The organism is Mucilaginibacter sp. RCC_168 (genome assembly GCF_041355315.1).
Lineage (GTDB): Bacteria > Bacteroidota > Bacteroidia > Sphingobacteriales > Sphingobacteriaceae > Mucilaginibacter.
In genome coordinates this window covers 87,851-106,848 of sequence record NZ_JBFUPN010000010.1, presented here as the reverse complement: position 1 = coordinate 106,848, position 18,998 = coordinate 87,851, and the positions used below count along the sequence as shown (strand labels likewise).

Here is an 18,998-nt window from a genome sequence, read left to right as displayed (position 1 = left end):
AATTGGTTATGCAATATAATAAAGCTGTATTAAATTCTGCCTGGTGAAAGCTTAATCGAAGCCGATGAACTCTTTCTGTTTTACTTCTATTGATCCGAAGGTATTATCGCGGTTAACGTATACAGCAATGTGATAAAAGCTATTATCGAACAGATAAATATTATTTGCGGCGTCGGCTCCCTGGATATTCATTTTTAACCCGGCGCTTTTAGCCTGCGTTATCAAATTGAACAGATGCTGAGTGGTTTGCGATTTGTAGGTAACGGTACGCAACATAGTGCCGTTACTAAGCTTATAGCCTTCGCCAATAATCACTGTTTCATGGGTTTTATTGCCGGCAATTTTTTGCAGGTGCTCCACTGTATGGCCATTTACATCCTGCAGGTACTCGTTTTTAAAGCCTTTGCCATTAACCAGGTAATTATGTGCATCGTCATTAGGCAGGTTGGAAATATTGATCAGGTCGTTCAGTGTAATGCTTTGGCCAAATACATGGCCACTGCAACATGCCAGTAAGACGATCAGTAGATATTTCTTCATTTTTTTTGATATCCAAATATATAGTTAACTCAGTAGTTTAATCGCCCGGGTGGTAAGTTCGCTGAGCGTGTTTCAATACATCGTTTTTATAAAATAACACATCCTTAAACTGGCCATCAATAAACCCTTGTGCCTGGTCGGTAAAATTTTTTGACGCGGCATCAAAAGACTGTCCGCCGGTCATAATACTTTTAGCCTTTATGCGCGGGCCAAACTCAACAACCGCCACAAAACTATTACCAGAATAACCATAGCGTTTTTGCGTATTCATGGTACGGCTTTGAAACGATGGCAGCTGTCCAAAACCCGATCCGGTTGCACTCACCGGAATACTCGGTAGTTTATCATCAAAGGTAATGCCATCGGCAGGGCGCTGGTACCGGTTGATGTCTCCCCATGCCATTTTCCATGTACCAAAGCGGCTTTGCAGGTTTTTTAAAACAGCTGCTAAAAGCTCAAGCTGTTGGCCGCCATTCATCTGAGCAAGTTTTTTCACACGTTGGGTAATAAAAGTGCTCTGCTGATCGGTTTGGGGTGGCGGCAGGTTTTTCATCATCAGGGTACCCCACTCAATAGCCAATGTACTGGCTACAGAATTTGCAGCACTGTACCTATCCCATTGCCGTAAGAATTGGATAGGCTCAACCAGTGAATGCTTAACAGAATCCGGAGCATTGTCATACGCTGTAAACAGGGGCGGCAACAGATCGTCAAAAGCGGCCAGGTAATGATTATAACCCTTCTCAATCAATTGGTCAAGTGTGATGTGGTCAGCATCTTTGAGCAATTTAATAGCGGTGATGGCCCGGTAGTTTTCGCCATCAGGAGCCATATAAACCGGGTACCTGTTCTTATCCGGGCTACTGGTTCCGGAAGCCGTATAAGGTGTGGAATTACAGTTCTGGATCCAGCCGGTTGCGGGATTTATATCGGTTATAATATCTTTTAGAGCATGCACGCCCTGCCACTCGGTTGCCGTGATGCTGCCATCAACAGGCAGGCTCCAATCAAATTTTGGATCGCGTTTGGGGATATAGTTGCCGTACCAGAAAACGATATTGCCCTTATCGTCGGCATAAACGGTACTGTTGGATGCATTAGATACCAGGTCCATAGCCTTTTTATATTCGGCCAGAGTATTAGCCTTGGTGATCAACCATGATTCCAGCAGGGCGTTATAAGAGCGGTTATTGGCTTTCAGCGCCAGCCATTTGCCATCGCGACTGCCCAGCACAGGCCCATGATGCGTATAATAGCCCGTGATTGTTTTTTGTTCGAGTTTATCGCCATTCCTGATATTCAGCACCAATTGGCGGGTGGTAACGGGCTTAAGCGAACCATTATATTCATAGTACCATTTGCCGTCCTTCTTACTCATTTTCTCGGCATAGAGATCGCCTACATCATCATAGCTGCTGGTATGCATCCAGCCGCAATGCTGGTTAAATCCCTGGTAAATAAAAAACTGTCCCCAGGTAACCGCGCCATAGGCATGCAGCCCTTCATCGCTCACCAGCTCAACTTCACTGCGAAAATAAAAAGGCACATGCGGATTAATATACAACAAAGCATGCCCCGATGCCGATTTGGAAGGCGCGATAGCAAAACCATTTGATCCGGTTTCTCGCTCATTCACCATATCATAAACAGAGCCGGGCTTGTTGATCAGAACACCAAGCTGTTTATTCCATCTACTATAAAACGCCTCTGTTTCGTTAAGATGGATCCCGCCGGTTTCTGTAGCGGCCACACTGCCATCGGTAAACATTAAAGCATACCAGGGCTCAAAGCGCTTAAATACCTGCGGCTTTACTTCGGGATGTTTGTACAAATAATAATTGATACCATCGGCAAAGGCATTCATGAGTTTTTTGAACCGGGGTGCACTGGCTTTATAATCTTTAATGGCTTCGGCACTATCGGCTATCAATTGTAATTGTATATCGGTATATAGTTTGCTATTTCCGTCAACTTCTGTTTGCCGGCCCAACTGGTACAGATAATTCCGTTCGATGCCTTTAAAATTGTCTTCGCATTGGGTATACATCAATCCAAAAACCACATCCGCGTCTGTTTTTCCATAAATGTGCGGAACTCCCCAATTATCACGTACAATGGTGACCGCTTTTGCCTGTTCTTCTGCCCTTTTTATTTCGTTTTGGTTAAATATTTGAGCAAAAGTTACTATCGGGAAAAATATTAAAACTATAGTTATATAAGGCTTCATGGTAACGACATTTTTACTGGCCAATTTGACTTTTTGGTTATAAAGTTTAAAATGATTTCATAATAATTACAGTAGATTTGCGTTCAAGCATACAATGTTTACAATACATAGGCGTTTCCATTCAATTATTCATAATTGAATACTAAAACTGATCGATCCTACTGCTATATACGGCATACTTACAAAGTAATAAAGTTTTGTTTACCGATCACTTTTTTTTTCAACGGTAAATTTATAAGAGCTTAGGTACTCATTAAGCATGATATCTGAGATTTAGTTGATACAATATCATTTGATGATATTGCAGTGCGTTCCGGGGGTGAGATACCGGGACGCATTTTTTTTATTAGCTCATTGGTTTACTTGTTCATTAGTTTATTGGTGTACATTAGTGAGACTTGTTAGGTACTAATGAACAAGTGAACCAATGAACAATGGAACTAATGAACCAATGGATTAACCCAATTTTTACGTTCCTGTGCCATCACCAGCAATACCATCCGGTTATAAGTTTCGAGTCCTTTGGGTTGATTGTTTGCTTTTAAGAAGCTATCGTAAAATATACTGCTGATGGCGTTGAGCTTGTTTTCATAAGAGAGCCAATAGTTACGTTCGGTGGCATAATCATGGCGAACATCCTTTGATATGGTAGCTTTTAATGTTTTATAAGCCACACTATCACGCCTGCCCAGCGAGTACATAAATTCGCTCACAGCCAAATGATAAGCAGAGTACCGCAACAGCCGGTCATTGGAGTGTACTGCCACAACAAAGCCGGCAAAATCGGCTTCATCTTCGGCACCATAACCCATCTGGTGCGACATTTCATGGCAGGCCACAAAAGGCCGGTTAAAAACGGGCATCTGGTAATTAATCTGTGCTTCGGAAGTAAAAGGGTTATAATAGCCCGAGGTACCCATAAAATTGAGCAAAAACGTTAGCATTGACGGCTTAACATCCGGATGCCAGGTACGAAAACTAACTGAAGCAGCCGATAATGAACTGAGCGCGTGCCTGGCGGTTTGGTAAATAGCCTTATTGCCTTGTGCCATGTCGGCTGCAGTAACCCTCGCCCGTGTGGCATTTGCGCTATCGATGAGCAGTTGGGTTACCTTATGCAGATCGGCAGTCGTAAATGAGGTATCCTGTAAATTAAGCCTTTCCGCTGCTGATGGCCTAAAATAATTCATCCCCCAAAAAAGATAAAATACCAGTATGCCGGCCTGCACCCCGATCACTAAACCCAATAACATTAATCCCATTTCTTTAAACTTCTTTTTAAAAAGCAATTTAAAAAAGCTGATGGCTTTGTAGATGAGATAAACGATGATGGCTATGTATACAACATCGCCCACGCTAAAAGGAAATAAATTAAAAACCGGATGCAACACCCTGCAAATAAATATATAAAACCCTTCCGAATAATAACGTTCCACCCAGATAGGATGATCTGCCAGTTGCATCAGTATAAAAATGGCCAGAGCCAGTAATAATATAACGGCTATTCTTTTTAACAAAGGTTTTTCGCGAAGATTATAACGCATCAGGGATGTAAGTGTAAGCTAATGGTAATTGGCTAATTTACCATTAAACAGTTATTCGGAGTTACCATGTCATAAAAAAAGCCCCTCAAAGGGGCTTTAATGTGATCAGATTAAGTCAAAAATCCTTATTTTATAGAAACGGGTACTTCAAATGTATCCCATTTTAGGCTAAAGCCATTTTTGCCAATAGTATAAGTAAGGCTTTCCTGCTTAGGAATAGTTTTTCCCTTAACAGTTACCCGTAAAGCATCATTACTTTCTTTGTAAGTATAAGCTCCCCATTGTTTAGGGTTCTTGTCAAAAATAACAGTCCATATTCCGCTTTTAGATGGGATAACAAAAAATGCATATCTTCCTGCAGGAAGTGTTTTACCTTCTACTTTTATAGCTTTGCTGGTTGTAATGCTTGTTGCTGAATCGGCTCCGGCGCGCCATACTTTATCAAACGGCACTAACTCACCTAATACTTTACGACCCTTAACATAGGGACTACCATATTTAATTTTGATAGTTGAACCAGCTACCACTGCTGTTGTACTGTCATGCGGGCTTGCCGGTTTTTTATCCTGGGCAAAGGCAACTGAAGTTAAAAGCACAAATGCAAAAAGCAATCCTGCTTTAAATTGTAATAATCGTCTCATAGTGTGTTTTATAGTTTTACTGGTAAATATAAGATGAAATTTGTTTGCATAATCACTTAGCTGATAAATAAGTTAGTTTAACACATTACCAGTGAAATATACAAATGGTTAAAACTAATTATCGCACAGAATTGTTATATAACAAGAATACCGCATTGCAGTTAGGAATTGATCTTAGGGGTTCATAGCCTTAAGATTAAACAATTGTTGTGGTTTTTGCCCTTGCCGCAAGGCAGGGGTTTTTTATATTATCTTTTCCATGATCAGATGTTAAGCTCAAACATTAACATCGTCTTTGAACTCTTCCCAGTAAATGGTTTCGCAGTATATTCCATTTTGAATAGCTACCCTGTTTTTTATTTCCTGTAGTTCGGCCCTGATCTCTTCGGCGGTATGGTTGCCGCTTATGGAATGATAATAAATTACATAACCAGTTTTACTGTTTATAAATTTATAGTGTTTATCAGCGGGTTTCATAATAATGAACTTATATAAATATAATGCAGCGTACAGGCATATTGTTTTACCCCTGCTCAAATGTTACAGAGTATTATAAGTACTGAACGGTGAAGCGGATTAAGCTTTTCTGAAACGCAAGGCCATTTGCGACAATTCATCATCGCTAATTGTAGTGGGATCTTCAAACTGCCGAAGCACTATATGGGTTGGGAAACTGATACTCCCTCCAGAAGTTTTAACCATAACACCGGTATCAAACGCGCTATGGTTCCTGTAATCACCTATCAAATAATTATATTGAGATAGCCTTATCAACAACTCAACAATAACATAAGTTGGTAAATGGTGCTTGGACATGCTATAAATATACGCCAATTAATAATATTAAATTAACATTACGTTAACAATAACATGACCTTTAAGCGCAAATTAATATCTACATTTAACCAAAATATCATTAAGGATCCAGGCAAGTTAATCAGCTAAAATTCAATAGTTTAGTTTGATGATATTAAAAAGGATCATAAAGTTTAGTGTATGTCGATACTTCCAAATTCCAATAAAATTTTTTATGACCTGTTTAATAGGGCGGCAGCCAATGTAGCCGAAATGGCTAAACTGCTTGATATGGCCGTAAATTCAAAAGATGTTTTTGAGCAAAAGTATAACTTTACACATATTGATAAATTAAAGATAAAAAGCTACGAAATTACCCATTTGGTATTTTCAGAATCGGGCAAACAGCTCATATCGCCGTTTCAGCGTAAGGATATGTGCGATCTGGCAGCCGCTATTGACGATGTTGCCGACAGCATAGCCATGGCATCGCGCCGCATACATTTATATGATGTACCTAAAATAACGCCACCTATGCTGAGTTTGGCCAACTTGATACTACAAACCAGCACCGAGCTCGAAAAAGCGATCAACGCCATGAACAACCTGGGTAATTCGGCACAGATATTTGAGCTTTGCGCCAGTATCAAAAAACTCGAATATCAGGCCGATACTGTTTATAATAAAGCTTTTGCCGATCTGCTGGCCAATGAAAAGGATGCCATACAACTCATTAAATACACCGACGTATTTATGGCGATGGAAACCGCTACAGACAGTTGTGAAGATGCCACCCTGATTATTGAAAGCATCCTGATCAAGAACGGATAAAGATATATAGCTATTTTCTTAAAGCTGTTAAACGAAAAGCGATGTTGAAATAAGTTCAGCATCGCTTTTTGCTTTACTTGCTTTTGCCGCCGCCGCCGTTGTCTTTAGGCTTTTCTGTAGAAGGTGGATTATCAGAACTGTTATTCATGTTATCATCCTCTTTATTATCCCTGTTGTCTTTCTTAAAATCAAGCTTGCCAAATTTGTAGCTCAGACTTATACCGAATGACTGCACCGGTACCAATCGCAGATTGGTTTGATAAAAACCGTTTCCAAAAGTTGATGAACTCTGACTAACATACTTGGCAAACGGATTTGATGCAGTAAGCCCGATGCTGGCTTTTTTGTTCATGAACATTTTACGCATCGCCAGATTGTAGAACACAAATTTAGGATTAGTACCTTGTATACCCTTTTGCGATGAATTATAATTACCAAAAAACTCCGCGCTCAGGTCATGCCCAAAATTGTATTGCGCATTCAGGTTTAAGCGATAAGCAAAAGCGCTTACGCTTGTAAAACCCGGGTTATTGCTGGTTCTGTCGCTAAAGATCATATTGGTACGCAAACTTAATTTACTGGTAACAGGTACCGAAGCATAAATGTTAATACCGGCACGCGTCTCTGATCCTAAATTGTATCGCTGGTTATAGGATACGTTGGTATAAGTAGTACCATTTACATCCAACGTAGAGTAAAATGTTGTGAACGACTGTATATCATCCGTATTGCGGCGATAAAAGGCAGCAATATTAATGTTAGCTCCTTTATCAAAGCTTTTATTATAACCCAGTTCAAAATTATCGCCCTTTTCCGGTTTCAGGTTTGGGTTACCGGTGCTGATATTGTGCACATCGCTGATATTCAGAAACGGGTTCAGATCGCCATAATCCGGGCGTTGTATCCTGCGGGTATAACTTAGCTTGATAGATTGCGTAGCATCCAGCTTATGTGAGAATACCAGCGATGGCGCCAGGATATTATAGTTTGGGATATTAACACCCTGAAAATCTGCTGTTGTAACCGTGTACTCATTCCGTAAACCACCTTTCACATCCAGGAAATTGTTAAACAACGATGCTGAGGCCGACAAATAGTAAGCATATATTTTACGATCATACTTAAAGCTATAGGTTTGGCCCGGACTTAGTTCAAACACCCCATCAGGCGATAGTACAGAAGTAGCTACACTATTATTGATATTGTTAAAATCAAGTTTGCCACCTGTTTCTACAGTAAAAGTTTTACTTACAGGGTGCGTGTAATCAACAGAAACGGTGGTTTCATGATCTTTACCCGGGTTGGTATTTGATATCCCTGTTGAAGGTTTAACATTGTTTAAATAGTCCTGCTGCTGAAAAGAGCTGAAACTATTGTTACCAAAGCTGGAGGTATACAGCACATTAAGCTCCTGCCCTTCTTTATCAAACGTTTTTTTGTACCCCACACTCACATCGGTAGATGTACCGTTGAATTTACTGTTGGAATTGCGGATATCGCTTGTATCTGACAGTAAATTTCCACTGGGGTCTGTTTTACGCGAATCTTCATTGGTTAAGCCACCGCTATGATTACCAAAATGATTGAAGCCGATAGAGGCGTTCAGATCGTCGTGCTTGGTAATGTTCCAGGTAAAATTCAGGCCCGATTGATAGCCGTTACGCCTGAAATTATTACTACCCTGCTGAAACAGGTTGGTATTATTATTCAGCGAATCTTTTGAATTACGGTTACGGGTGTTGGGTGAGTTACTGTTGATCTGCGCATTGCCGCTGAAAAAAGCGTTCACCCCAAAGTTTCCTTTGCGGACATTCAAGTTAAACGAGCCGTTTTCCCGGCGTGTACCAGCCGACAGGTTAACACTGCCGTTAACCCCCTCTACCCTGCTATCTTTCAAAATAATGTTTACTATACCACCGGTACCTGCAGCATCATATTTAGCGCCCGGACTGGTAACTACTTCGATGCTCTTGATCTGACTGGCTGGGATACTGGCCAGCGCGTCGGCTAAACTTGCTCCAAAAATGCTGGAAGGTTTACCGTTGATTAAAAAACGGATATTGGCATTACCCTGCAACTCCACATTGCCATCAATATCAACCGTTATCTGAGGTACTTTCTTTAATATGTCGATAGCTACACCGCCTTGCGCACTCAGATCATTTTGAGGGTTGTACACCATCTTATCTATCTTATTTTCAACCGTAGGTGTTTTGGCCGTGATAGTTACACCCTGCAACTGGTGTGGTACGGGTACCAGTTTTATTTCGCCGATGGATACATTGCCATCTTTCACAATCACATGCTCAATAGTGGCCCGCTGGTAGCCTAAAAAATCAGCCGTAACTTTGTATTCGCCTGCAGGGATATGATCAACCGTAAAATTCCCTTTAGTATCGGTACTGATGCCGTTAAATGGTGATGCCGTGCCCTGCTTATAAACGGATACTGTTGCATAGTCAACCGGCTGCTTGTTAGTGACATCGGTAACTTTGCCGCTTATTTTTCCTTTGGCAGCCGGGGTAACCTGGGCCTGGGCATTTACAAAAAATACAACAAATAAAAATAGTATATAAACGGGCTTCATTACTGTGCTAAAAGGGTTATTCAAGCCGCGAATTTGCCAAGAAAGATTGGATAAAAACTGAATTTTATCAATTGTTGTGTATTTGTTACAATATGATTAAGCTAAAGTAAAATACCCGGTACAAAACCCTTAAAAAATAAGTACTAAAGTACCTCCGATAATGAGCAAAGCTCCAGAGGCTGTTTTCCAGGTAAGAGGTTCCCCTAAAAAAATTACCGATAAAATAATGGCAATGGCCACACTCAGTTTATCAACCGGCGCCACCTGCGATACCTTGCCCAGTTGTAGGGCTTTAAAATAACAGATCCACGAAAGCCCTGTAGCACAGCCCGAAAGTATCAGGAACGTCCAATTAACTTTGGTTAAACTACTGATACCCTGATTACTTCCTTTAAATAGCACAATTCCCCAGGCCAGTATCAATATTACCACCGTACGTATAGCAGTCGCAAGGTCGGTATCAACACCCTTAATACCTATTTTTGCAAATATTGCGGTAAGGGCTGCAAACAGGGCCGAAAATAAAGCGTATATCCACCACATAGTTTTTAAGTTTAATGTTATGAGTTTTAAGTTTTTTATAGGTTCACTCCGGTGCAAAAACTTTTTAAACCTGTTATTTTAACACTTTTTTGTTCAAAAAGGGGCTAAAAAAGCTCACTAATTATCCGTTTCAAGTAAGTTTTAACATCATTTTAACACTTTTTAACAAATTTTTGATGGGTTTTGAAAACTTTAAAAAGAATTAAATAATTGAATTTCAAATAACTAATCATCAAACGACGCTTTTCGGTCAGTATTTTCCTTTAACCAAACAGCCCGGTTTCCTTTTTTATCAGGAAAACCGGGCTGCTGTATATACAAAAATACGCAATATTTTATTGAATACCTAAGCCTGGTACACAAAGCTCCGGATCAAAACTGTATTAAATCTGGTCGAATACAAAATGTCTACAAATTGATGTTATAGCTTGCATTCCAGTAAATACTCAGGAGTAAGGGTAAAAACTACTGTAAGTGTTGTAAATAAAAAATAACAACAATTTAATCAATATCATGAAAAATTTCTGCACTTTCGGAGGCGCTTATAATAAGCCTTATTATAGATCTGATCACCGCAAAAACCCCATTAAAACAGTCTCTATGGGTGTTAATGCAAATATATAGCCTGAGTCATCTGCCTGAAATTTAGCGGGGCCGGCTTACACTCCCGTTTGAAATATAACATACTTAAAGCGTTGGTGCTCAGGTATCGGCAAAGTAAATTTCATATAAAATATTCGTGAATTGTTTATGAATTTTTGATCTTTGACGAAAGTTTTTTACAAAAAAATGATACTTTCAACACCTTATTGGTATATTTAGCGTTTATACACTATATGATTAAGAAAACTGATTTTGTTTATTCCCAGGAGTCTGAACCTCATCGTATCCGCACAAAGAAGATCTTAAAGCAATTTCCAGAACTACGCAAGCTTATCGGTAAAAACCCAAAAACCATATGGGCTATTATTGGCCTGGTAGCATTTCAGGTGGTTTTAGCCTGGTTTGTTCGTGACCAATCATGGTGGATTATTTTTGGCGCGGCTTATTTATTAGGCGCTTTTGCCGATCATGCCTTGTTTGTAATGATACACGAATGTACTCATCAACTGTTATTTAAAAACCGTAATGCCAACCGCTGGGCTTCTATGTTTGCCAATTTACCGCAAATATTGCCAAGCGCTATATCGTTCGAAAAATACCACATCAAACATCACTCTTTTCAAGGTGTACATGAACTGGATGCCGATCTGCCCAACAAATGGGAAGCAAAACTGATCAGCAACTCTTTTTTTGGCAAAGCACTGTGGTTATTGTTTTTTCCGGTTTTCCAGCTTTTCCGTTTATCCAGATTGAGAGAGATACATCCATTTGACGGTTGGATCCTGACCAACTTTGTACTGCAGGCGGTATTCACTACTGCTATATGGTATTTTATGGGCTGGCCGGCAGTTGCCTTTTTGCTATTAAGCTTTTCTTTCTCGGTTGGCTTGCACCCACTGGGCGCCCGCTGGATACAGGAACATTACCTTACCCACAGCGATGAACAGGAAACCTATAGCTATTATGGCAATTTCAACGTGGTAGCCTTTAACGTAGGTTTCCATAACGAGCATCATGATTTTCCGTCGATCCCATGGAATAAACTACCAGAGATCAAGAAAACCGCTCCTGAATATTATGATACCTTACATTATCATACGTCATGGACAAAATTATTTTTCCGTTTCCTGTTTGATCGCGAGATATCCTTATTTAACCGCATCCTGCGTAAGGAACGCGGTAAGGTAGCCTTAACCGATGTATCAAAACCCGATACTGATATCATCCGGACCGAAAGCATAAAACCCGCGCTTGCACCAAGCCAGGTATAGATATAAAAGTATTATAAAAAGGGCCCTCTTTGAGGGCCTTTTTTGTTGGCATTGTTTTAATTTCCTTCCATTTACTCCAAAGGGTGTCATGCTGCTCCGTCGAAGCATGGTGGGAGGGCCTTTGCGCTCTAGGGGTGACATCCCTTTTAGGAAATCATTCAATGGGTTAATTCGCGATGCCTATCCTATAAACCCCTCGCTACCTCCCAAGAGTAATAGCCCATCAAATGACAGGAGGGGTAGCCCGCTACGGGGCACACCAAATTTTTACAATTATTTTCTACAAATATGTAGTCCCTACGGGACATAGAGCAACAATTTAAGCTGCAAATGTGGCTGTATTTCATGTCCCGTAGGGACTACATATTTGTAGAAATAGAACCAAAAGGTTTTTTGCCCCATTAGGGGCTACACCTCTTGAATTAGTATAGATGCTGTCTTTTCATGGGCTATTTCCCTTGAGAGGGAGGGAATCGCACTTGCCCCTTGCTTTTGCCTTCCACTTCTCATCAGGCAATATGCCCCAAAACAGGCCCAAAAATGAACAAATGATGAAGACGCAAAGATCAATGAGTTGATTGATACTAAATTAACCTATCTTTAACTTCCTATTAATTTAATCAATGGCAGAGCTGCGCTCCTTTTTCTCACATCACGAAGATCTCACCCAGGTAATTTTATATGCAGGCATTATCACCAGTTTATGGTTTGCCGAGGTAATGGCTTCATCAGAAGGAACCCTCACCAAGTGGAAACACTCTACCGTAAACGCTTTATTCATTTTCACCGCGTTGCCTATACAGCTGTTGTTAACCACTTTTGTCATCCTGATATCCAAATGGGCCATTGCTCATCATTGGGGATTAATCACTTTTATCCCCTACCATAACAATCCCTGGGTGTATTATACCAGCCTTTTTGTATTGCTTGATTTATGCGAGTATATTTACCACGTGACCATGCATAAGGTTGAGGCTTTATGGAAATTTCACCTGGTACATCATAGTGATTTGAGCGTTGATGTATCCACCACCACCCGCGAACATCCTTTTGAAACCGGCGTACGTACCTGTTTCCTGATGCTTTGGGTATTTATTTGCGGTCCGGCTATCGGTGTTTTAATTTTACGTCAAACATTTCAATCGTTCTCCAATATCATTGCGCACACCCAGTTCAGGTTGCCCGAAAAGGTTAACCGTATTGTAGGCCTGGTGTTTATAACGCCCAATTTGCACCACGTACATCATCACTACCAATTACCTTATACCGATTGCAATTATGGCGATGTGTTAAGCATCTGGGACAGACTGTTTGGCACTTTTGGCAAACTAAGCAAAGAGGAAACCGTGTTTGGTATCGACACACATATGGATGAGCAATTAAACGGAAGCTTTGTTGGCGCGGTTAAGATGCCATTCCAGAAATTTGAACGGAAACCCCAACAGCTGGATTAAAAAAAGCGTCTCTTACATAGCTGATAATTTATTGCGTACCAATCGCTTAATGATAATCAAGGCGATTTAATTAATGCTATCTTCATAATATTTTGATTAATTTGCGTTATTATTTGCAATAAATAAGATGACCAGATCAAAAAAATTAAAATTAATAGCGCCATTAGTCATCATTATTTTTGTAGGGGCATTTGCCAAACACCGGCTGTTTGACAGGGTTGCCCAATCCGGTACACTTCAAAGTAAACAGATGGACGAGATATCGGGCATAGCCGCCTCATCCATCAACCCCAACATTTATTATGTACATAACGATAGCGGTGATACCAGTCGTTTTTTTGCGATAACCCCCGATGGTAAATTAAAAACCACTATATACTTTACAGGTGCCAACAACATCTATTTAGGTGTACGCGACTGCGAAGACATTGCGGTTGGCCCCGGGCCATCCAAAGGCAAAAGCTACGTTTATATAGGTGATATTGGCGACAATGCCGGTAGATGGCCATACATTACCATTTACCGTATCCGCGAAAAAAAATCATGGGCAACGGACAGCCTGGCCCATGCCGACACTGAACCCCTTTATCTGAAATACCCCGACGGCCCTAAAGATGCAGAAACCCTGATGCTTGACCCGGTTGAAAAATTACTGTGTATTGTGAGCAAAAGAAAAGATACGGTATCGGTTTATACTACGCCATTGATGTACACCGCTAAAGATACCGTTATCCTTACCAAACGCGCGCAATTGTTTTTCCCTGGCTTTAAGCCTTTTAAATGGATCACTGCTGGTGATATATCCAAAGACGGGAAACAGATATTGCTAAAAAGCTACGAAAAGGTTTACTACTGGAAACGCGGACCCAAAGAGCATATCTGGGAAACCATGCTCCGGAAACCGGACGAACTGCATTATAAGGTTGAAAAACAAGGTGAAGCTATTGGGTTTACTCCCGATGGAAAAGCTTATTACACCACCAGCGAAGGTGTTTTTGCTCCTATTTATTATTATGAAACACCGGAGTAAGGTATCATATTAAAAAGCGCTTATGCTGAGCCTATCGAAGTATGGCAGCTTGGCCTCTACGCGCGCCCTTCGACGAGCTCGGGGTGACAGGCCTTTTTTAGACTATAAAAACCATGTCATTGCGAGCGATAGCGTGGCAATCTCTTCGCTTGCATATTGAAACGCGATGAGATTGCTGCGTCGTTCGTTCAATTACATGATGTTTAATCAGATATTATTGAAAGACTTACGAAGTCTTAAAAACTTCGTAAGTCTGACTAGTTTTCCAATCTTATTTCTCCACCCGGATCAGTATAACGCCATGCGGCGCTACTTTGGCGCTGAAATCTTTACCGGTGGAAATGATATATTTTTGCTGCCATACATCTCTGAATTTGGTGTATCCTTTTAAAGCGTCATCATCTTTAGCAAGGCTGATGGTTTGATATTTATCCGACAGGTTGAATAAACCGATTGCCTTACCACCGTCTTTAAGTTCCTTCACCCAGATCTGGTAATCGTCTTTTTTTACATACTGGCTGGCGCCTTTACCCAAAGCGTCCTGGTCAATGGCCAGTACCTCATCATTGGTAAGCAAATTGAGGGTGAACTTGTCCAAGTGTCCCATATCGCAGCCAATTAATAATGGTGATGATAGTAAGCTCCACAAGCTGATATGGGTATATTGCTCATCATAAGTAAGGCGTGTATTATGCAGGCTTGGCCCCCAGCCTACTTTACCAACCACCAGCATATCAGGATCGTTAAAGTGACCCGGCTGCGAAAATGGCGCAGCCTTGTCCTGGTTAAAACCTATAGATGATAAACTGCGCCAGGTATCCTGGATATCACCGGTTGTACGCCAGCTGTTACCGCCTACTTCGGCACCCCACTCCCACACTTTACCCCAGCCATACTGGCAAAGACTGTACATGATATCGCGGTTTATTTTATCCAAAGAGCTGCGCATTACCTGGTAAGGTTTCTTAAGTCCGGCAAGATCCGGATGCGGGTCTATTTCCGAATAAGCACACCAATCATATTTCAGGTAATCAATTCCCCAGTCGCCATAAGTTTGCGCGTCCTGGTCTTCATGCTGCCAGCTGCCCAAGAACCCACCACAGGTACGTGGACCTGGTGAGGAGTAGATCCCCATACGCAAGCCCAGGCTGTGCACATAATCAGAGAGGGCTTTCATGTCCGGAAATTTACTATTGGCTACTATTTTACCATCAGCCTGGCGATGTTCGGCCTCCCAGCCATCATCAATATTGATGTAGGCCCAACCGTGCGCGCTCAACCTATCGGCCATGGCCTTTGCAGATATGCGTACTTTTTTATCGTCCACACTTAAACCCCATGCATTCCAGCTGTTCCAGCCCAATGCAGGAGTTAAACCAATCTTATCACCAATAATAATGCTGAACGCTTTAGTTTTACTGCCGAGTCTGTTGCTCACCGTAAAGGTTACTGGATAAGTACCTTTTTGAGCTATCGCGCCGGTGATAACACCTGTAGCAGCATCCAGCTTTAAGCCATCCGGCAAACCCTGGGCTTTATAAGTTAATGGTTTTTGACCGGTAGCCGGTATAAGATATAAGAAGGGATGGCCCGGCCGTGCGCCAAAAACATCGGCACCGTTTATTTTTGGTTTAGCCGATGGATATGGGGTAAGCAGATAAGGTGTTGTTTCCGTATGAGATATTTCCTTGCCCGATTTTTCGTCGGTAAAGGTGTAAACAATGGTGTATGATTTTTTTTCTAAACGGGCTATTTCAAATGAGTAAGTGAATGGTTTGCCTGTCGTAAACGTGACATCGTTTGTTTTTTCGTACAAAACGGCATTGGTTTCAGGGTCGGTAACTTTAAAGGCCAGTTTGCCCTTGTAATCATAATGATTGGTGGTGATCAGTTTTATTGATTTGCTCAAACTCTGACGCTCTCCATACTCAAAATCGGCCTCGGTATTTACGGTTACATGATCCATCACATCGGCCATGCCTATGCTAAAGTTGGTGCCATAAATGCCGCCATCGCCGCCGGTATCAAAAATACGTACGGCCAAAACATTCTCCTTATCCCATAAAATAGCCGGATTATTTGCGGCTATAGTATAGGTACGCGGACCATAAAAAGCACCGGTTTTAATTTCGCCGGTTTTGCCGCCGAACCGGCCGATCAACTTCCCGTTGAGGTAAACCTCATCATTATCATCAACACTGCCCAGGTTAATACGCAGGCTGTCTTTCAAAAATGCTTTTTCTTTTAACGATGCGGGGATCACCACATGGATCCGGTACCATCCAAATCCATCATAGCCGGGATGTCCTTCCTGTTCCCAACTTTGGGCTACATTAACATCCTTCCAATGATGATCGTTATAAGTTGGCGACGCCCATTGCGCCGAATCGCCAACGGCCAGTTTCCAACCTTTGGCAAGGGATACATCCTGCGCACGGACGCTTAAAAAGCCCGCGGCAAGCAATGCAAGTAAAAATAGTTTTCTCATTCAAAGTAATTTTACAGGTTAAACGGTTCTCTCTTTTTGAAAATTCAGGAGCAACTAAGATACAGGATTAACCAATAAAATGTATGCTTAACAATTATATAGCACTGAATACATTGAAATTTAACTTGTTGTTCACCATGAGTTATAATAGGGATTTTACCTTTAAGTATTGAAAAACAACAATATGAAAAGGACAATTTTCACGACCGTCTTATTAATTTGCTGCTTTTTAGTCAGCTTTGCAGCTATCGCCGATTTTTCGGGCATGTGGACAGGCACCTTAAAGGTTGAAACCGGTGAGGTTTATCCGCTGCTTTACAATTTTAAAATTGAAGGTGATAAATTAACCGGAACCGCCAAAACCCCCAAAGGCGATTTGCCTATTGACGACGGCAAAATAACCGGCAACGATTTTAAATTTACCGTAACACTGGGCGATATGGAGATAGCACACACCGGTAAATTCTATGCTGATTCTATCGGGGTTGATATTGCTGTGGGTGATACCAAAGCGCATACAACGCTGTTGAGGAAGAAGTAGTTGAGAGAGGCAAGAAATTAGAATCAAGAGATAAGACATACGAAGTTTAAAACACCCGGGTGTCCTAATCATAATGGCGACGACTCACCCCGTCTGCGCTTCGCTGGACGGCCCTCTCTTCGCCTTCGGCGGAAAGAGGGCAGCCTCACCTAAATCCTCTCCAAAGGAGAGGACTTGAGAAGCTTGCCTTAGTAACTATAGATATTAAAAGCCCTCCCCTTTGGGGAGGGTTGGGTGGGGCTAATTCTCCGTCGTATCCCTTTCCACCAATTCCATACCACATTTAGAGCAAACACCGGGTTTGTCGAAACTCAGGTCGGGGTGCATGGTGCAGGTGTACTTGCTTTTCTTTTGATGACTTTTGGCGGCTTTATCGCCGTTGCTGCAAGCCGTGATGGCGCCTAAGGACCATACAGCTAAACACAAAATAATGATTGATCTTTTCATAGTTACTTATTTTTTATAAATGCGGCAAAGCCAAACAGCGATACTACTAAAACACCCAGCGCGGCCAGCATACTTACGATATCCCGAATATCCTTACCGGCCCAACTCATGCCAAAATACTTATGCAGGAAGATAAAGGAGAGCCCCTCGGCCCTGTCGATACCGGCAACTTTGGTAGCCAGTTTTGATGAAGTTGTTTCGATATACCAGTTATCGCCATTGGGGTAAGCTACCCGTGCAACCGGCAGTCGTTTGTTGATAAAGCCGTACTCATTATTAAACTGCCTGATCACATCCACCTTTACCCTGCCTTTAAATGTGGTTAAACCCGAAGCTTTGGTGTGATAATAGCTGCTTAAAAAACGGGCATAATCCTCGTCGCCCAATTCCTGCTCTTTGCCGGTTTTGGTATCAAAATACAGCACTTCTTTTTTGTTGTTAACCACCTGGTAAAAGGTATTGCCGTTAAAGCTCACCAGGCCCGTTTGTTTAATGGTGCTATCGGCAATGGGTAATGTTAAGTTTGATGTACTCAATTGCTTGCGGGAAATTACCTGTCCGTAGTCAGCTTTTGCCGATTCGTTATGGTACAGTTTTACTATCAGGTGGAAAGCCCCGCTAACCACAAAGGTGAACATCACAAAAGATACGATGATCCCTATCTGCCGGTGAAAGCGGTGCACAAAGCGTTTATCCTCCGTGCCTTTGGTTTTACGGTTTTGCTGGATGGTTTTAAACTTTTTCCAGAACAGGCCGTAGATGGTTAGTCCGCTGATGAGCGAGAACAGCATCACACACATAATAGCCAGCAGGAACGCGTTGCGGAAAGTATCGCCGGCAATATCGGCCAGGAACTGCCAGGTGTGGAACTGCTCAAACACCCACAAAAAAGCTTTGCGGGTGTTGTTATTAAAAGTGCCCATGCGGTTATGGCCGGTTTCAACATAAACATCCATTCCATCAGGGCGGTTAAAGGAAACTTTCCAAACGGGCAGCAGGTGATTGATTGGCTGATATTGCGCGTCGAAAGTGGTTTGCAGCAGGATGCTTTTCAGGGTAGATGTAGAGTCCTGTGTAAAAAAACGGGCGAGATATTCGGCATACTGCACGTCGCCATTGGGCAGCAGTATACCATCGGTGGCCGAGTAGTATTGGTAAACACTGTCGCGGCCAAGCACCTGGTAAAAGGTGCCTTTGTTAAAATGGATGAGGTTAAAATTCCGCAACTCGTGCAGGTTGTTCTTATCCATCACCTGCTGAAGGGACAGCGCCGGTTGCATTTTGCTTTGCGACAAAGGTTTAAAAACTTCCCTGGCGATAGTCGGCCTGAACCAGTTTGACATAAAAGGATGCGACAGACCGCTCAATGTCCAAAAGATCACCGGTACCAGGCCTATTAAGCCCAGTACACGATGCCATTTATAAAAACCACTTTTTATTGCTGATGATGCCATGA

General features: G+C 41.8%; 16 protein-coding genes. 5 read left to right on the top strand and 11 right to left on the bottom strand.

The window, feature by feature from the left end; all coding sequences use genetic code 11:
* Window positions 1-51 precede the first annotated feature (51 nt).
* The 6 genes from AB6735_RS11385 to AB6735_RS11360 all read right to left on the bottom strand — a co-directional run bounded on the left by AB6735_RS11385 (window position 52) and on the right by AB6735_RS11360 (window position 5,768).
* Window positions 52-540: a hypothetical protein gene (locus AB6735_RS11385; protein WP_370996049.1), complete on the bottom strand. Its 489-nt coding sequence runs from the start codon at window positions 538-540 to the stop codon at window positions 52-54.
* A 37-nt stretch (window positions 541-577) separates the two neighbouring features.
* Window positions 578-2,767: a penicillin acylase family protein gene (locus tag AB6735_RS11380; protein ID WP_370996048.1), complete on the bottom strand. Its 2,190-nt coding sequence runs from the start codon at window positions 2,765-2,767 to the stop codon at window positions 578-580.
* A gap of 440 nt (window positions 2,768-3,207) precedes the next feature.
* Window positions 3,208-4,311, bottom strand: a complete 1,104-nt coding sequence (locus AB6735_RS11375) for a DUF3810 domain-containing protein (protein ID WP_370996047.1) — start codon at window positions 4,309-4,311, stop codon at window positions 3,208-3,210.
* A 125-nt stretch (window positions 4,312-4,436) separates the two neighbouring features.
* A complete protein-coding gene (locus AB6735_RS11370; protein ID WP_370996046.1) occupies window positions 4,437-4,952 on the bottom strand; it encodes a DUF2911 domain-containing protein in 516 nt (171 codons plus the stop codon).
* A gap of 276 nt (window positions 4,953-5,228) precedes the next feature.
* On the bottom strand, window positions 5,229-5,429 hold the full coding sequence (locus tag AB6735_RS11365) for a hypothetical protein (protein ID WP_370996045.1): 201 nt from the start codon (window positions 5,427-5,429) through the stop codon (window positions 5,229-5,231).
* A gap of 99 nt (window positions 5,430-5,528) precedes the next feature.
* Window positions 5,529-5,768: a hypothetical protein gene (locus AB6735_RS11360; protein WP_370996044.1), complete on the bottom strand. Its 240-nt coding sequence runs from the start codon at window positions 5,766-5,768 to the stop codon at window positions 5,529-5,531.
* Window positions 5,769-5,948: 180 nt separating this feature from the next.
* Between AB6735_RS11360 and AB6735_RS11355 the strand changes: the two genes are divergently transcribed.
* Entirely contained in the window at window positions 5,949-6,578 is a 630-nt protein-coding gene (locus tag AB6735_RS11355; protein ID WP_370996043.1) for a DUF47 domain-containing protein, read from the top strand.
* 73 nt (window positions 6,579-6,651) lie between these two features.
* On the opposite strand, the gene AB6735_RS11350 is transcribed toward AB6735_RS11355, so the two are convergent.
* Together AB6735_RS11350 and AB6735_RS11345 are read right to left on the bottom strand one after the other, a co-directional pair.
* Entirely contained in the window at window positions 6,652-9,165 is a 2,514-nt protein-coding gene (locus AB6735_RS11350) for a TonB-dependent receptor domain-containing protein (RefSeq protein ID WP_370996042.1), read from the bottom strand.
* A 129-nt stretch (window positions 9,166-9,294) separates the two neighbouring features.
* Window positions 9,295-9,708 carry an EamA family transporter gene (locus tag AB6735_RS11345; protein WP_370996041.1) on the bottom strand — a complete coding sequence of 138 codons (414 nt, stop codon included), beginning with the start codon at window positions 9,706-9,708 and terminating at the stop codon, window positions 9,295-9,297.
* Between the two features lie 836 nt (window positions 9,709-10,544).
* Between AB6735_RS11345 and AB6735_RS11340 the strand changes: the two genes are divergently transcribed.
* The 3 genes from AB6735_RS11340 to AB6735_RS11330 all read left to right on the top strand — a co-directional run bounded on the left by AB6735_RS11340 (window position 10,545) and on the right by AB6735_RS11330 (window position 14,066).
* Window positions 10,545-11,582: a fatty acid desaturase gene (locus AB6735_RS11340; RefSeq protein ID WP_370996040.1), complete on the top strand. Its 1,038-nt coding sequence runs from the start codon at window positions 10,545-10,547 to the stop codon at window positions 11,580-11,582.
* 623 nt (window positions 11,583-12,205) lie between these two features.
* Window positions 12,206-13,036, top strand: a complete 831-nt coding sequence (locus tag AB6735_RS11335; protein WP_370996039.1) for a sterol desaturase family protein — start codon at window positions 12,206-12,208, stop codon at window positions 13,034-13,036.
* A gap of 127 nt (window positions 13,037-13,163) precedes the next feature.
* Complete coding sequence (locus AB6735_RS11330) at window positions 13,164-14,066, top strand: hypothetical protein (RefSeq protein ID WP_370996038.1); 903 nt, start codon at window positions 13,164-13,166, stop codon at window positions 14,064-14,066.
* 271 nt (window positions 14,067-14,337) lie between these two features.
* Here AB6735_RS11330 and AB6735_RS11325 read toward each other — a convergent pair whose 3' ends face one another.
* Window positions 14,338-16,554, bottom strand: a complete 2,217-nt coding sequence (locus AB6735_RS11325; RefSeq protein ID WP_370996037.1) for a putative Ig domain-containing protein — start codon at window positions 16,552-16,554, stop codon at window positions 14,338-14,340.
* A 184-nt stretch (window positions 16,555-16,738) separates the two neighbouring features.
* On the opposite strand from AB6735_RS11325, the gene AB6735_RS11320 reads away from it, so the two are divergent.
* The gene (locus AB6735_RS11320; RefSeq protein WP_370996036.1) at window positions 16,739-17,095 is read left to right on the top strand and encodes a hypothetical protein; all 357 of its coding nucleotides are present in this window, start codon (window positions 16,739-16,741) and stop codon (window positions 17,093-17,095) included.
* A 240-nt stretch (window positions 17,096-17,335) separates the two neighbouring features.
* Here the strand turns inward: AB6735_RS11320 and AB6735_RS11315 are convergent, their stop codons facing one another.
* Together AB6735_RS11315 and AB6735_RS11310 are read right to left on the bottom strand one after the other, a co-directional pair.
* The gene (locus tag AB6735_RS11315) at window positions 17,336-17,542 is read right to left on the bottom strand and encodes a heavy metal-binding domain-containing protein (RefSeq protein WP_370996035.1); all 207 of its coding nucleotides are present in this window, start codon (window positions 17,540-17,542) and stop codon (window positions 17,336-17,338) included.
* Window positions 17,543-17,544: 2 nt separating this feature from the next.
* A complete protein-coding gene (locus AB6735_RS11310; RefSeq protein WP_370996034.1) occupies window positions 17,545-18,996 on the bottom strand; it encodes a PepSY-associated TM helix domain-containing protein in 1,452 nt (483 codons plus the stop codon).
* Between the last annotated feature and the right edge of the window lie 2 nt (window positions 18,997-18,998).

Excerpts from the sequence above, each read along its gene's own strand:
- AB6735_RS11385 (WP_370996049.1), bottom strand. The coding sequence starts at position 540 with ATGAAGAAATATCTACTGATCGTCTTACTGGCATGTTGCAGTGGCCAT.
- AB6735_RS11380 (WP_370996048.1), bottom strand. The coding sequence starts at position 2,767 with ATGAAGCCTTATATAACTATAGTTTTAATATTTTTCCCGATAGTAACT.
- AB6735_RS11375 (WP_370996047.1), bottom strand. The coding sequence starts at position 4,311 with ATGCGTTATAATCTTCGCGAAAAACCTTTGTTAAAAAGAATAGCCGTT.
- AB6735_RS11370 (WP_370996046.1), bottom strand. The coding sequence starts at position 4,952 with ATGAGACGATTATTACAATTTAAAGCAGGATTGCTTTTTGCATTTGTG.
- AB6735_RS11365 (WP_370996045.1), bottom strand. The coding sequence starts at position 5,429 with ATGAAACCCGCTGATAAACACTATAAATTTATAAACAGTAAAACTGGT.
- AB6735_RS11360 (WP_370996044.1), bottom strand. The coding sequence starts at position 5,768 with ATGTCCAAGCACCATTTACCAACTTATGTTATTGTTGAGTTGTTGATA.
- AB6735_RS11355 (WP_370996043.1), top strand. The coding sequence starts at position 5,949 with ATGTCGATACTTCCAAATTCCAATAAAATTTTTTATGACCTGTTTAAT.
- AB6735_RS11350 (WP_370996042.1), bottom strand. The coding sequence starts at position 9,165 with ATGAAGCCCGTTTATATACTATTTTTATTTGTTGTATTTTTTGTAAAT.
- AB6735_RS11345 (WP_370996041.1), bottom strand. The coding sequence starts at position 9,708 with ATGTGGTGGATATACGCTTTATTTTCGGCCCTGTTTGCAGCCCTTACC.
- AB6735_RS11340 (WP_370996040.1), top strand. The coding sequence starts at position 10,545 with ATGATTAAGAAAACTGATTTTGTTTATTCCCAGGAGTCTGAACCTCAT.
- AB6735_RS11335 (WP_370996039.1), top strand. The coding sequence starts at position 12,206 with ATGGCAGAGCTGCGCTCCTTTTTCTCACATCACGAAGATCTCACCCAG.
- AB6735_RS11330 (WP_370996038.1), top strand. The coding sequence starts at position 13,164 with ATGACCAGATCAAAAAAATTAAAATTAATAGCGCCATTAGTCATCATT.
- AB6735_RS11325 (WP_370996037.1), bottom strand. The coding sequence starts at position 16,554 with ATGAGAAAACTATTTTTACTTGCATTGCTTGCCGCGGGCTTTTTAAGC.
- AB6735_RS11320 (WP_370996036.1), top strand. The coding sequence starts at position 16,739 with ATGAAAAGGACAATTTTCACGACCGTCTTATTAATTTGCTGCTTTTTA.
- AB6735_RS11315 (WP_370996035.1), bottom strand. The coding sequence starts at position 17,542 with ATGAAAAGATCAATCATTATTTTGTGTTTAGCTGTATGGTCCTTAGGC.
- AB6735_RS11310 (WP_370996034.1), bottom strand. The coding sequence starts at position 18,996 with ATGGCATCATCAGCAATAAAAAGTGGTTTTTATAAATGGCATCGTGTA.